This is a genomic window from Pseudomonas sp. 1 (assembly GCF_056626735.1).
Window position 1 is genome coordinate 53272 of record NZ_JBWXMQ010000019.1, and the last position, 13127, is coordinate 66398.

Genomic DNA, 13127 nt, shown 5'->3' on the forward strand with positions numbered 1-13127 from the left:
TATGTCCAGCACACCCACGTTTTCCGCCGCACAGAATCAGGCCAGCACGCTGTATCTGCCCCCCGGTAGTTGGCGGACAGTGCTGGACTGTCTGTGTGAGCACTTCAGTGCCATAGGGCGCGATCAATGGCTGGATCGAATCGCCCGGGGCCGGGTGCTCGATGGTCAGGGGCAGCCGATCCCGCTGGATTTGCCCTACAAGGAAGGGCTGCGCATTCACTATTTTCGTGAAGTGCCGGATGAAAAGCCGATCCCGGCGGTCGAGACGATTCTGTACGCGGACGAGCATCTTGTGGTGGCCGACAAGCCGCATTTCCTTCCGGTGACCCCGGCGGGCGAGTACGTCGAACAGACCCTGCTTCGCCGATTGATCCGGCGCCTGGACAATCCTCATCTGGTACCGCTGCACCGGATTGACCGGCACACGGCCGGGCTGGTGATTTTCTCTGCCAATCCACAGACACGGTCGGCGTATCAGTCGCTGTTCCCGACGCGGCAAATCGAAAAACGCTATGAAGCCATTGCTGCCGCGCTGCCCGGGCTGGAATTTCCGTTGGTGCACAAGAGCCGCATGATTGACGGTGAACCGTTTTTCCGCATGCAGGAAGGACCAGGTGTGAGTAACACCGAAACGGCGGTGGAGGTTCGTGAAAAGAACGGCGAACTATGGCGGTACGGACTGTATCCGGTGACCGGCAAGAAGCATCAGCTGCGGGTACACATGACGTCGCTGGGGGCGAGCATCTGCAATGATCCGTTTTACCCCGAAGTGCTGAAAGACGTTGAGGATGATTATGCCAATCCGCTCAAGCTGCTGGCACAGGGGTTGCGGTTTATCGATCCGGTCACAGGGCAGGTGCGCGAGTTTGAAAGCCGGATCACACTGGACTGGTGATCCCGGGTATCGACCCTTATCTGTCAGACACGAAAAAGCCCGCATGTTGCGGGCTTTTCTGTATCCGCTGTCGAACTGAAAGCTTACAGCTCTTTGACAGTGCGGACCTGGTCCTTGTTGATGCGAGTGTGCTTGCCGTCCAGTTGCTCGAACTCGTAGAAGCCCGAATCTTCATCATACTTAGGGGCGTCGACAGCCTGGATTTCGCGACCGTCATTCAAGGTGATCACTGTTGGCGAAGCGCAACCGGCGAGGGTGGCGAGGCCCAGTGCGAGCATGAAAGTGGCGAGGGTCCGTTGAGTCATGAGTGTGTCTCCGTAGGGAAATTCTTTTGGTTACTGAGCTTGAGACGTATACAAGGCGTGCAAGTTCCTTGAATGCTGTCAGTCTGACACAGTGTTGTGCGAACTCAACAGTTCAGGGGTGTTGAGATTGGCCAGGCGTGGATCGTTGTCAGGGCAAACCAGGGCCTGGGCATCAAGTGTGCGCATCACCCGGCCGGGGCTGCGTTCTCCTGCGTTCCAGGCGTTTTCGAAAGCGGGCAGGAGCGCCACCGGGATCACGCAAAGCAGCGGTTCCCAGTGATCGTCATGTCGCAACATTAAAGGTTTTTCAGAATTCAGACTGGCCGCCTCGCGCATGCTGTGCAGCAGCGCAAGATCGATTCGCGGAACATCGCAGGGCAGTACCAGCAGGTGAGTATGGCGCGCGGCTTTCAAGCCGGCGCGAATGCCAGCCAGGGGACCAGGAAAGTCTTCCTCGTCATCGCTCACCAATTGGTCAGCGAATGGCGCATAGCGTTCATGATTGCGGTTGCAGGAAATGATCAGATCATCTGTCAGCGGGCGAACCTTGCGCTGCAGATGTGCGATCAGCGGTTCACCGTGCCATTCCACAAGTCCCTTGTCCTGGCCGCCCATTCGCTGACCGCGCCCACCTGCCAGCAACAGGATGGAACAAGGTGACAATGGCGTGTTCGAGGTCATGGCAGCTCTCTGCAGGGGCGGCGAAAAAAGGGGGCGCTGTGATATAACACCGGGCTGTTTCTCCTACAACTGGACGAGCCTATGAAAGCCAAGGCTGATGTACCTTTCGTACCGCTCAATATCGCGGTACTGACGGTCAGCGACACCCGAACTCTGGAAACCGATACTTCCGGTCAGGTTTTTGTCGACCGTCTGACGGCCGCAGGCCACCATCTGGCGCAGCGGGTGCTGCTCAAAGATGACCTTTACAAGATCCGTGCGCAAGTCGCGCACTGGATTGCCGAAGACGTCGTGCAAGTAGTGCTGATTACCGGCGGAACCGGTTTTACCGGCCGTGACAGCACCCCCGAAGCGGTAGCTTGCCTGCTGGACAAGCAGGTCGATGGTTTTGGTGAGCTGTTTCGTCAGATCTCGGTGGCCGATATCGGCACCTCCACCGTGCAATCCCGGGCTTTGGCGGGACTGGCCAATGGCACGCTGGTGTGCTGCCTGCCTGGCTCGACCAACGCAGTGCGCACCGGTTGGGATGGCATCCTCGCCGAGCAACTGGACTCACGCCACCGCCCATGCAATTTCGTCACTCATTTGAAACAGGCGGCGCCTTGTGAATCCCGTGGGTAAGCCGGGCAAAACTGGCAGCCTGATGCCGGTTGAAGAGGCATTCGCGCGGTTGCTGGAAATGGCCGAGAGCTCGCGGATTGTCGAATACGAGTTTTTGCCACTGGCTCAGGTTCAGGGGCGGGTACTGGCGCAGGATCTGATTTCGACACTGGATCTGCCGCCGTGGCCGAACAGCGCCATGGACGGTTATGCCTTGAATCTGGCTGACTGGACCGGCGAGCCGTTGCCGGTCAGTCAGAAGATTTTCGCCGGACAGGCGCCAGAGCCTTTGAAACCGGGCACTTGCGCCCGAATCTTTACCGGCGCGCCGGTGCCTGCCGGTGCGGACTGTGTCGAGATGCAGGAAAACACCGAGATTCATGCCGATGAACGCGTGAGTTTTACCGAGGCGATGGTGGCCGGGCAGAACATTCGTCCACAAGGCCAGGAAACGACGGTCGGTGAGTTGGTATTGCCCGCCGGAACCCGGCTCGGTCCGATCGAGCAGGGGTTGGCTGCATCGCTGGGTTGTTCAGGACTTGAGGTAGTCCGCCGGGTTCGTGTGGCGGTACTGTCCACGGGTGATGAGTTGGTCGAGCCGGGCACGGCATTGGGGCCGGGGCAGATCTACAACAGTAACCGGGTGTTGTTGTGCAGCTGGTTGCAGCGCTTGGGATGTGAAGTGGTGGATGCCGGTATTCTGCCTGATGACCTGCCTACCACCCGCGCGCGACTTGGAGCGCTTCAGGATGTAGATCTGATTCTTTCAACCGGGGGTGTATCTGTCGGGGAAGCTGATTTCCTTGGAATCGCCTTGAGGGAAGAGGGCGAGCTGACGCTCTGGAAGCTGGCAATCAAACCTGGCAAACCGCTGACGGTCGGGCATTTTCGTGGTGTCCCTGTGATTGGATTGCCGGGAAATCCTGCTTCGACACTGGTGACTTTTGCCTTGTTGACCCGACCTTATCTGTTGCGTCGCCAGGGCGTGCAGGATGTCGAACCGCTGAAGTTTTCAGTGACCGCAGGCTTTGCCTGGCCCCAGGCCGGTAACCGCCGTGAATTTCTGCGCGGACGTCTGGAGCAGGGGCAAGCGATTATCTACCGTAACCAGAGCTCGGGCGTCCTGCGCAGCGCTGCCTGGGCCGAGGGGTTGGTGGAAGTGCAGGAAGGGCGAGTCCTGGCCAAGGGAGACCAGGTGCCGTTCATTCCACTCAGCGAACTTCTTGGTTGATTGCAGGCATATGAAAGGCAGGCACTGTCGCTTAACGGTGCCTGCCTTTCAACTGATCAACGGCTGAGCAGTGTAAGCAGTTGATCGAACCGGCTGTTGGCAATCCAGCCCAACAGTCCGAGCACCATCGCTGTCGCGCCTGCCGAGTAGGCCAGGCGATGTTTGATGGCTTTGACGTCTCCCCTGACTTCGTCCATATCGCGTCGAATGTACTTCAGGTGAGTTTCCAGCTCGGTGACACGCGGCTCCATATCGCTTTCTCCAGCATTTCTGGCGCTGCATTTGAATTCGTCTTTGAGACTGGCGCGACTTTCGGAGAGAGAGGCAACCGGACTCACGGATAGTCTTGCTTCATGGCTTTGCATGGAAATGTCCACCTGTGGCCATTGAGGGCTGTTGGCAAATGCCGGAATGCAAGAAATCGAAAATCCTGAAACTGTATCCACTCATTACATGCACATCCTTGTGTAATTGAATTGAAGATCTCTAACGCCGACACACGTTGTACCAATGACCTGGCCGGGTCAATTGAGCCGATTCCTTACGTTCTGTACGAAAAATTACCGATATGTAGGGCGGGCAGGACGAGCGTCAGGAATTAATTGGAAGGTGTGCGACTTTTTTACCCGCGTTGAGGGTCAAGATGTCCGGTACTGATTCAATTCCGGGAGTGACCGTAATGAGTGAACGCAAGGCATTGTTGATTCTGCATGGCAAGCAGGCACTCAACGAGGCGGTTCGTGCCGCTGTCGAGAACAAGCGTAAACAGGGCTGGGAACTGGCCGTGCGCCTGACCTGGGAGGCCGGCGATGCCCAGCGTCTGGTGGAAGAGGCGTTGGCGGCGGGATACCGTCAGATCATCGCCGGTGGTGGAGATGGCACCCTGCGTGATATCGCCGAAGCGCTGGCGGCGCAGCCAGGCAAGGCCAGTCTGGTGCTGTTGCCGCTGGGAACCGCCAATGATTTTTCCCGTGCGGCCGCTATTCCCCTGGAACCGGCCGAAGCGCTCGAATTGCTTGAGGCGCACGCCCATGACATCGATCTGGGTGAAGTCGGCGGGCAGATATTCCTGAACATGGCCACCGGCGGGTTCGGCAGTCAGGTGACGGCCAACACGTCGGAAGATCTGAAAAAAGTGCTGGGCGGCGCGGCTTACCTGTTTACCGGTTTATCGCGGTTCAGTGAACTGCATGCCGCCTACGGCGAGTTGCAGGGGCCGGATTTTCATTGGCGTGGCGAGCTGCTGGCGCTGGGGATCGGCAATGGTCGCCAGGCCGGTGGCGGGCATGTGTTGTGCCCGGAAGCGCTGGTGGATGACGGTCTTCTGGATATCAGCATTCTGCCGGCGCCGCAGGAATTGGTCGGTACGCTGAAAAATCTGCTCAGCGACGGGTTCGGCATCGACAACATGTTCGTGCGCACCCGTTTGCCGTGGGTTGAAATCAAGGTTGCCGAAGGGCTTTGCATCAATCTCGACGGTGAGCCACTGGAGGGCGACAGTCTGCGGTTTGCGGCGCGCCCCGCAGCCTTGCGTGTACATTTGCCCAAGGACTCGCCGCTGTTGAGCACAACGACCCGGCTCAGTCGTCCAGACTGATGATCTGTTCCCGCACGGCAAACAGCACCAGGCCCGCCACATCGTAGATCTGCAGGCGTTTCATGATCTGCGAGCGGTGAGTTTCGACCGTCTTGATGCTCAAGCCCAGACCATTGGCGATTTCCCGTGTGGACTTGCCGCGTACGATCAGACGCAGGATTTCCAGTTGGCGTGCTGTCAGGTTGTGCGACTCGGTGACTTCCGGTTGCTGCTTGAGGTTGCGTGTCAGCGCCTGATTGATCACGGTGTGGGCGATGGCTGGGCTCAAGTAGCGCTCGTTGTTGCGCAGTGCTTCCAGTGCATGTTCGAGCTCGGTGGCCGTGGTGTCCTTGAGCAGGTAGCCGTGAGCGCCGGACTCCAGCGCCTGCATGATCAGCGCGGGGTCGGTGTGCATCGAGAGGATCAGCACTTTGGCGTGCGGGCGTACGCGTCTGAGCCGCTGGAGGGCTTCCAGTCCGCCGGTTTCCTTCATGGAAATGTCCAGCAATACGATATCGGGAGACAGCTGCTCGACCATCTCGAGCAGCTGCGAGCCGTCATTGGCCTCGCCGATCACCGCATAACCGGGAATATCCAGCACCAGGGCGCGTACGCCGGCCCTGATCAGCGAGTGGTCATCCACCAGAAGTAAGTTACAAGTCAACGCATAACCTTATTCGTACTGGCCCGCTCGAGTGCACGGGGCGCCCAGGGGAATAGTGCTTCGATTTGAGTACCTTTGCCCGGCTCGCTGGTCACGCTCAGTGTGCCGCCCAGTTGTTCGATCCGTTCGGCCATTCCGGCCATGCCCCGTTGTCCTTCGCGCCCCGGATTCGCTGCCGGGGAAAAGCCCAGGCCATCATCGCTGATCAGCAAGGTCAGGCCCTGCGGCAGGCGTTGTACGCGGATCAACAGGTTTTTGGCCTGTGCATGGCGAAGGATGTTGGTGACCGCTTCCTGAGTGATGCGAAAGGCAGCGACCGCCATTTCTTCGGGGATTCCATTCAGGCGCTGCTGGCAATCAAGACTCCAGTGCACCGAAGTATTGGCCAATACCTTGAGCAAATGCGCCCGCAGGCTTGCTTCCAGGCCAAGGCTGGTCAACTGCCGCGGATTGAGAATGGCCGAGACGTCGCGAACCTTGTTGAGGGTTTCTTCCAGGGTCTCGCAAAGGACCGAGCAGTGTTCCTGCATATCTGCGGGCAGGCGGCGCTTGAGCCATTCGCTTTGCAGCTTGGCGGCGGTCAGCAGCTGGCCGATATCGTCATGCAGTTCACGACTCAGGCGATGGCGCTCGTTTTCCTGGACTTCCAGCAAACGGTCGGCCAGTTCCTGAGGCTGGAACTTGATGGATTTGCGCGACAGACGATGTTGGGTCCAGACACAGCCGGCAGCCGCCACGTTGATCAGCAGCAGGCCGAGCGGCAACGGCGCAGAGAAGCCATAGCACAACAGGCTGCCCAAGGCCGAAGCCGTGCACAACAGGAGTGTGAACCTGCGGGCATTTTCTCGGGAGGGAGGCCATGTGGTGATTGACTTGAGGCTGGCGTACATAGCGGATGGAGCCAATGGATGTTCGCTGCGGGCAGACCGGTCAGAAGGGCTGGCGGTCTCTGTCTGGAAAACTGTCATTCAGGTTGTTGATTTCAAAGACGGTTCAGTGATCGATAATTGAGCGCCAACTTTGCTGGAGACCGATCATTGAAGTCACATTGCCATTAACTGAAACAACTAACGGGCGGCATAATACCACTTAACATACCGTTGGTCGCGTTTGCCCTATATGTCCAAAGAGTCAGGAAACAGGCCATGTTGGACGACGGTTCCATTATGGAAAAGTTGAAGTACCTGACTCGATAATTAGCGATGCAACCGCAAGTTTTCTTTTACACAGGAAAACCCTGACATCCGTAGAGGATAGTCCGCATTCATCGCTCGTAATTATTTATTGGAAGAGGTCGCGGGCAGGTATGAACTATTCAATTGCGACATACGACTGCGAGAACTGACGGGCCTGAACAACCCATGGTGTATCTCGTTACGCCTGGTGCTCCGACCAGGTGACGAGGGACATCGGCTTGCCATTGAGCGGCAATTGGAAGTGAGCCTGTCCGACCTGACAGGCAAAGGCTTCTATGAGCGATGCCTGTTCGCTTTCATCCAGTCCAAGCTGGCCGGTGCGTGGGTCAACCAGTTCCAGTTGCCAGGCCATCAGGGTGAAGCACTCTTTCAGTGCTTCCAGGGCCTGCGCATGCAAATCCACGTGATCCTGTACCTGGGTGAGCAAGCCATGCAGGTGCAGGGAAAATCCGGACACCGCCTCCAGTGACAGGGCATCGGCCTTGTTCGCAAGCTTCAGGAGGGTGCTGAGCATGCAGTCGATGGCGTCCTTGTCATTGCTGATCAACTGCAGGTGGCTGAGGCATTCTTCAGACTTGGCCAGGAGCGTTTCGGCCTCGACAAGGAATTCGGGGAACCGCTGCGCCCAATCACTACGGTCGTTCGGCATGCTTATCTCCACCACGTCATGTCTGATGAGGGAATGCCGTGTGTGTCGACGATCATGAACCGTCGCGAGACCGCGCCCCGGTGTGCATCCGCACGGACCTGGGGTTTCAAGAGGATGTGTTTCCACTGAACTGCGATCGCACACAATAGCCTGACTCCGTTCATGCAATGAGAATGGCGTCACATTAATGGCTATTGGATATCGCGAACATCAGGTTGGGCCTGATTGTTACTAGGGGATTCCCTTAGGCACGGGAACCTGTCGCGCAAACCGAGGTCGCGCCGAAGAGAATGTAGCAGATGATTTCACCGGGCCAGTAAAGCATGATGTTAATGTGACATCAATGCCCGCTCGTGGCATTTTGTTGGTGATTTGTGACGGGATCAAGATCCGCCAGATTCAGCCGATAACCCCCAATAGTGAATTCATCAGAACAAGCCCAGGAGTCATTGATGGCCGGCATTCTCGACACGGTAGACCAACGCACGCAACTGGTGGGTGAGAATCGCCTGGAAATTCTCATGTTTCGACTGGCCGGACGCCAATTGTTCGCGATCAACGTGTTCAAGGTTCAGGAAGTCCTGCAACTGCCGAAGCTGACCCTGATGCCCCAGCGTCACCCGTTTGTCTGCGGTGTGGTCAACCTGCGTGGCCAGACGCTGCCAGTGATCGACCTGTCCCAGGCGATCGGCATGCGCCCGCTGGTGCCGGGCCCGAACAGCACGATCATCGTCACCGAATACAACCGTTCGGTTCAGGCGTTCCTCGTCGGTGGCGTGGATCGCATCGTCAACATGAACTGGGAAGCCATCCTGCCGCCGCCGACCAGTGCCGGTCGACAGCATTACCTGACCGCCATCAGCAAGGTTGACGACCAATTGGTGGAAATCATCGACGTCGAGAAAGTCCTCGCCGAAATCGTGCCGTACAACGCCAAGGTTTCTCGCGACAAACTGGACGATCCGGTGCTGGAACGCGCCCGTGGCCGCGAAGTGTTGCTGGTGGACGACTCCAACGTGGCGCTCTCGCAATTGCGCGACACCCTCGGCCAGTTGGGCGTGAAGATGCACATCGCCAGCGACGGCCTTAAAGCCTTGAACATGCTCAAGGCCTGGGCGGACACCGGGGTGAACATGACCGACAAACTGCTGATGGTGTTCACCGATGCCGAAATGCCGGAGATGGACGGCTATCGCCTGACCACCGAAATCCGCAACGACCCGCGCCTGCGTGGCCTGTATGTGGTGCTGCACACTTCGCTGTCCGGCAGCTTCAACGATTCGATGGTGAAGAAGGTCGGTTGCGACAATTTCCTCTCCAAGTTCCAGCCGGACAAACTGGTCGACGTGGTGCGCCAGCGTCTGATGCTCGACGAAGTACCGGCCTGATCAACCTTTCGAGGCTGACCCCGCGTCAGCCTTTGATTCGCTGACAAAGCTCGTATAGGGTGGCGTTTTTGACCCACCAGGGAGCTGGCCATGCTGCGTCTGAGCGCGCTTTATCGTTACCCGTTGAAATCCGCAAAGGGCGAGGTCCTGCAAAGGATCGGCCTGGACAAACTGGGGCTTGAGGGCGACCGACGCTGGATGCTGGTGGACGAGGCCAGCGGGCGGTTCCTGACCCAGCGTGCCGAAGCGAAAATGAGCCAGCTGTCGGCGCTATGGAATGCCACTGGCGGCCTGACGCTCAGCGCGCCGGGGCATTCGGCAATCGATGTCGCCTTGCCCGGCGGTGACGACGACCTGCGTGGCGTAACCATCTGGCGCGATACCTTGCGCGTACCGGATGCCGGCGAGGAAGCGGCCCGCTGGGTCAGCGAATTCATCGGCAAGCCGACGCGTCTGGTGCAAGTGCCGCTGGAGCGCGCCCGTGCGACGCAGGCCGGCTATGGCAAGGACGACGATCAAGTGGCATTCGCCGACGGCTTTCCGCTGCTGCTGATTGGCGAGGCCTCGCTGCAACACTTGTCGCAGGAAGTCGGGCGACCTTTGGAAATGCTGCGGTTCCGGCCGAATCTGGTGATCGAAGGCAGTGACGCCTACGCCGAGGACGGCTGGAAGCGGATTCGTATCGGTGAGGTCGAGTTCCGCGTGGTCAAGTCCTGCTCGCGATGCATTCTCACCACCATCGATCCGCAGACCGGTGAGCGCAGCGCAGACCGCGAACCACTGGCGACCCTGCAGAAGACCCGTGCCCAGGCCGACGGCGCGATGTTCGGCCAGAACCTGGTCAACGACAGCAACGGCCGGCTTGAAGTCGGCATGCCGGTGGAAATCCTCGAATAACCCGCCGGAAACGAAAAATGCCCGTGTCCTTCGACACGGGCATTTTCATGAGCGCAGGAAACCGGTGTTTCAGCCGCGGTATTCGCACAGGTAAGCGGTGTCGACGGCCACCTTCAGCTGGAACTTGCTGTTGGCTGGCACGTTGAACTGGCTGCCCGCGGCGAAGGTCTCCCAATCGGCGCTGTCCGGCAGCTTGACGGTCAGTGCGCCCGAGACAACGTGCATGATTTCACGCTGGCTGGTGCCAAATTCGTATTCGCCCGGGGCCATGACGCCGATGGTCGCAGGGCCTTCAGCAGTGCCGAAAGCGATCGACTTGACGGTGCCGTCGAAGTACTCGTTGACTTTAAACATGGGCGATTCCTCTCGAAAAGGGCTTAAAAGGGTCAAAAAGGGTCGGCCAGTATGCACAAGGCTTATGGCGCCGTCACCTGCGCTAGAGCGGCAGCACCAACGGCAATAAGCGGGCGGTATTGCGCGCATCTTCCAGCGCTCGATGCTGCTGACCGGTGAACTGCATGCCCGCCAGTTGCAACGCGCCATTGAGCCCCAGCGGCCGCTCGAGGCGTCGGGCCTTGGCGAAGCGCTGTTTGAGGTTCATGTGCGGCACCCGGCTCAGGGCACTGTCGAGTTGCAGCCGCTGCCATTCCTGAAGCAACTGCTTGCGGTCGTAATCGCCCCAACTGGCCCAGCCTTCAAGGCGCGTCCGATGCTGGCCAAGCCAACGCTCGAAGACCGGCCAGACGTCGCTCAACGGCTGCGCCGCATCGATGTTGGCCTGGGTGATGTGCGTGAGTTCGCGGCAAAACGGCGTCAACAAGGGGCGCCGCGTCGGTTTGACGAAGCGCTGAAAGTGATCCTGCTCGCGACCGGCGCGATCCACCAGGGTCGCGCCGATCTCGATGATCTCCATTTCCGTAACCGGCCAGCCACCCTCATCGGTGGTGGCTTCCAGATCTATGACCAGCCAATGGGGCATCGCAGGTTTCCTGATTTCCGCGTCCTGATTATTCAGAGCGTAGTCAAACCTTGCGGATGCGCGCGGCGACTACTCGACCTGCAACAGAACCTGACGATTTTTTACCTGATCGCCGACCTTGACCTGCACCCGCTTGAGCACGCCGTCGATGCCGGCCTTGAGCGGGTGCTCCATTTTCATCGCCTCCAGCACCACCAGCAGTTGGCCCTTGCTGACCGGGCTGCCTTCGCTGACGAGCACTTCGATGATGGCGCCATCCATCGGGGCTTTCAACGTGCCGGAACTGACGCTGGTCTGACTGTCGATCACCGCATGAGTTCGATCCACCAGATGCAGGCTGCCGGGGTGGGTGAACAGCCAGAGCTGCTCGTCGCGCAGGCGATAGGCATGGCGCTGGCGCAGGCCATCGATCTCCAGCGTCACGGCTCCGGCAGTGTGTTCGACGAGTCTGAGTTCGATGACACGTTCTGCGACCTGCACTTCAAACGCATTATTTGAACGGGTGCGAAGTTGCACGTTCCAGTCGCGGGCGTCGAGGCCGATGCGATAGAGCAACGGCGCACTGGCGTTGTTGCGCCATCCCGACAACGGAGCGCGGTGTTGCTGTGCGGCGCACAGGTAAAACAGCGCCGCCGCCAAGGCCAGCACTTCGGCACTGGGCAAACAGGCGCGTAGGCAGTCGTGGTCGGCAAAGTGCTGCGCAATGAACCCGGTGCCGAACTCCCCACTGATGAACTGCGGATGCTGCAACAGGCTGGCCAGCAGCCGCTGATTGCTCTGCACGCCCAGCAACACGCTGTCCTGAACTGCGCACAACAGTTTGCGCCGCGCCTCTTCACGGGAGGCCCCGTGGGCGATCAGTTTGCCGAGCATCGGGTCGTAGAACGGTGAGATCGACTGCCCTTCGATCAGGCCGTGATCGATCCGCGCACCGCGATCCAGCGCCGGCGCCCAGGCTTCGACACGCCCGGTCTGCGGCAGAAAACCCTGGGCCGGATCTTCGGCGTAGAGGCGCACTTCCATCGCGTGGCCATCGAGTTTCACCTGCGCCTGGGTCAGCGGCAGCGGCTGACCTTCGGCAACCGACAGTTGCCACGCCACCAGATCCAATCCGGTAATCAGTTCGGTCACCGGGTGCTCGACCTGCAGCCGGGTATTCATTTCCAGAAAGTAGAACTGGCCTCGGGCATCGAGCAGAAATTCCACGGTGCCAGCGCCCACATAGTTCACCGCACGCCCGGCCTTGAGCGCCGCTTCGCCCATCGCCTGACGCAGTTCTTCGGTCATCACCGGGCACGGCGCTTCTTCGATGACTTTCTGGTGGCGGCGCTGAATCGAGCAGTCGCGCTCGCCGAGGTAGATCAGATTGCCGTGGTGATCGCCGAACAGCTGCACTTCGACATGGCGCGGTTCGATCAGCGCCTGTTCGAGGATCAGTTCATCGCTGCCGAATCCGTTCAAGGCTTCCGAGCGTGCTGTGCGCAATTGCGCCGGCAGCTCTTCGGCGCTGTGCACCAGCCGCATGCCGCGTCCGCCACCGCCGGCGCTGGCCTTGATCATCAGCGGGTAACCGATGCGCTCGGCTTCACGGGTCAGGGTCGCGTCGTCCTGATCCGCACCTTGATAGCCGGCGATGCACGGCACACCGGCCGCGAGCATGGCGATTTTCGACTGGCGTTTGCTGCCCATCAGTTCGATGGCTTCGACGCTGGGGCCGATGAAGGTCAGGCCGGCCTGTTCGCAGGCGCGGGCGAATTCGGCATTTTCCGAAAGGAAGCCGTAGCCCGGGTGTATGGCGTCGGCACCGCTGCGCCGGGCGGCGTCGAGGATCGCCGGGATATTCAGGTAGGACTGCAGCACCGGCGCCGGGCCGATGTTCACCGCTTGATCGGCCATCTGCACGTGCAGTGCATCGGCGTCGGCATCACTGAAAACGGCGACCGTGCGATAGCCGAGGGCCTGGGCGGTGCGCTGGATGCGGCAGGCGATTTCACCGCGGTTGGCGATCAGGATCTTGTGGAGGGCGGGCATGGTGGTTTTTCCTGAATGTTGGCGGTGAATGGAAG

At 59.4% G+C, this 13127-nt stretch carries 15 protein-coding genes; 6 read left to right on the plus strand and 9 right to left on the minus strand.

The window, feature by feature from the left end; all coding sequences use genetic code 11:
• Position 1 precedes the first annotated feature (1 nt).
• The gene (locus tag AC1MDC_RS24430) at positions 2-895 is read left to right on the plus strand and encodes a pseudouridine synthase (protein WP_480393842.1); all 894 of its coding nucleotides are present in this window, start codon (positions 2-4) and stop codon (positions 893-895) included.
• An 83-nt stretch (positions 896-978) separates the two neighbouring features.
• Here the strand turns inward: AC1MDC_RS24430 and AC1MDC_RS24435 are convergent, their stop codons facing one another.
• Together AC1MDC_RS24435 and mobA are read right to left on the minus strand one after the other, a co-directional pair.
• Positions 979-1200: a YgdI/YgdR family lipoprotein gene (locus AC1MDC_RS24435; protein WP_039770418.1), complete on the minus strand. Its 222-nt coding sequence runs from the start codon at positions 1198-1200 to the stop codon at positions 979-981.
• Positions 1201-1278: 78 nt separating this feature from the next.
• On the minus strand, positions 1279-1881 hold the full coding sequence (gene mobA / locus AC1MDC_RS24440; protein WP_085704438.1) for a molybdenum cofactor guanylyltransferase MobA: 603 nt from the start codon (positions 1879-1881) through the stop codon (positions 1279-1281).
• An 81-nt stretch (positions 1882-1962) separates the two neighbouring features.
• On the opposite strand from mobA, the gene moaB reads away from it, so the two are divergent.
• Together moaB and AC1MDC_RS24450 are read left to right on the plus strand one after the other, a co-directional pair.
• Entirely contained in the window at positions 1963-2502 is a 540-nt protein-coding gene (gene moaB, locus AC1MDC_RS24445) for a molybdenum cofactor biosynthesis protein B (protein ID WP_007955742.1), read from the plus strand.
• Positions 2486-3712 carry a molybdopterin molybdotransferase MoeA gene (locus tag AC1MDC_RS24450; protein WP_227233130.1) on the plus strand — a complete coding sequence of 409 codons (1227 nt, stop codon included), beginning with the start codon at positions 2486-2488 and terminating at the stop codon, positions 3710-3712. The genes moaB and AC1MDC_RS24450 overlap by 17 nt, the downstream gene beginning before the upstream one ends.
• Positions 3713-3768: 56 nt before the next feature.
• Here AC1MDC_RS24450 and AC1MDC_RS24455 read toward each other — a convergent pair whose 3' ends face one another.
• On the minus strand, positions 3769-4077 hold the full coding sequence (locus AC1MDC_RS24455) for a hypothetical protein (protein WP_170929763.1): 309 nt from the start codon (positions 4075-4077) through the stop codon (positions 3769-3771).
• A 314-nt stretch (positions 4078-4391) separates the two neighbouring features.
• On the opposite strand from AC1MDC_RS24455, the gene yegS reads away from it, so the two are divergent.
• The gene (gene yegS / locus AC1MDC_RS24460; protein ID WP_085700093.1) at positions 4392-5309 is read left to right on the plus strand and encodes a lipid kinase YegS; all 918 of its coding nucleotides are present in this window, start codon (positions 4392-4394) and stop codon (positions 5307-5309) included.
• On the opposite strand, the gene AC1MDC_RS24465 is transcribed toward yegS, so the two are convergent.
• The 3 genes from AC1MDC_RS24465 to AC1MDC_RS24475 all read right to left on the minus strand — a co-directional run bounded on the left by AC1MDC_RS24465 (position 5293) and on the right by AC1MDC_RS24475 (position 7797).
• Positions 5293-5952 carry a response regulator gene (locus AC1MDC_RS24465; protein ID WP_085683400.1) on the minus strand — a complete coding sequence of 220 codons (660 nt, stop codon included), beginning with the start codon at positions 5950-5952 and terminating at the stop codon, positions 5293-5295. The two genes, yegS and AC1MDC_RS24465, sit on opposite strands and share 17 nt — an antisense overlap.
• Positions 5949-6842, minus strand: coding sequence for a sensor histidine kinase (locus tag AC1MDC_RS24470; protein WP_085683399.1), 894 nt, complete (start codon positions 6840-6842; stop codon positions 5949-5951). Before AC1MDC_RS24470 ends, AC1MDC_RS24465 begins: the two co-directional genes overlap by 4 nt.
• A gap of 484 nt (positions 6843-7326) precedes the next feature.
• Positions 7327-7797, minus strand: a complete 471-nt coding sequence (locus AC1MDC_RS24475; protein WP_085704442.1) for a hypothetical protein — start codon at positions 7795-7797, stop codon at positions 7327-7329.
• Positions 7798-8249: 452 nt separating this feature from the next.
• On the opposite strand from AC1MDC_RS24475, the gene AC1MDC_RS24480 reads away from it, so the two are divergent.
• On the plus strand, positions 8250-9185 hold the full coding sequence (locus tag AC1MDC_RS24480; RefSeq protein ID WP_003226705.1) for a chemotaxis protein CheV: 936 nt from the start codon (positions 8250-8252) through the stop codon (positions 9183-9185).
• 90 nt (positions 9186-9275) lie between these two features.
• Positions 9276-10082 (plus strand): MOSC domain-containing protein, encoded by an 807-nt coding sequence (locus AC1MDC_RS24485; RefSeq protein WP_085700099.1) that lies wholly within the window; start codon positions 9276-9278, stop codon positions 10080-10082.
• Between the two features lie 69 nt (positions 10083-10151).
• Here AC1MDC_RS24485 and ppnP read toward each other — a convergent pair whose 3' ends face one another.
• The 3 genes from ppnP to AC1MDC_RS24500 all read right to left on the minus strand — a co-directional run bounded on the left by ppnP (position 10152) and on the right by AC1MDC_RS24500 (position 13092).
• A complete protein-coding gene (gene ppnP / locus AC1MDC_RS24490) occupies positions 10152-10436 on the minus strand; it encodes a pyrimidine/purine nucleoside phosphorylase (protein ID WP_085700101.1) in 285 nt (94 codons plus the stop codon).
• 82 nt (positions 10437-10518) lie between these two features.
• On the minus strand, positions 10519-11061 hold the full coding sequence (locus AC1MDC_RS24495) for a 3'-5' exonuclease (RefSeq protein WP_085704446.1): 543 nt from the start codon (positions 11059-11061) through the stop codon (positions 10519-10521).
• Positions 11062-11130: 69 nt separating this feature from the next.
• A complete protein-coding gene (locus AC1MDC_RS24500) occupies positions 11131-13092 on the minus strand; it encodes an acetyl/propionyl/methylcrotonyl-CoA carboxylase subunit alpha (RefSeq protein ID WP_480393843.1) in 1962 nt (653 codons plus the stop codon).
• Positions 13093-13127: the final 35 nt, after the last annotated feature.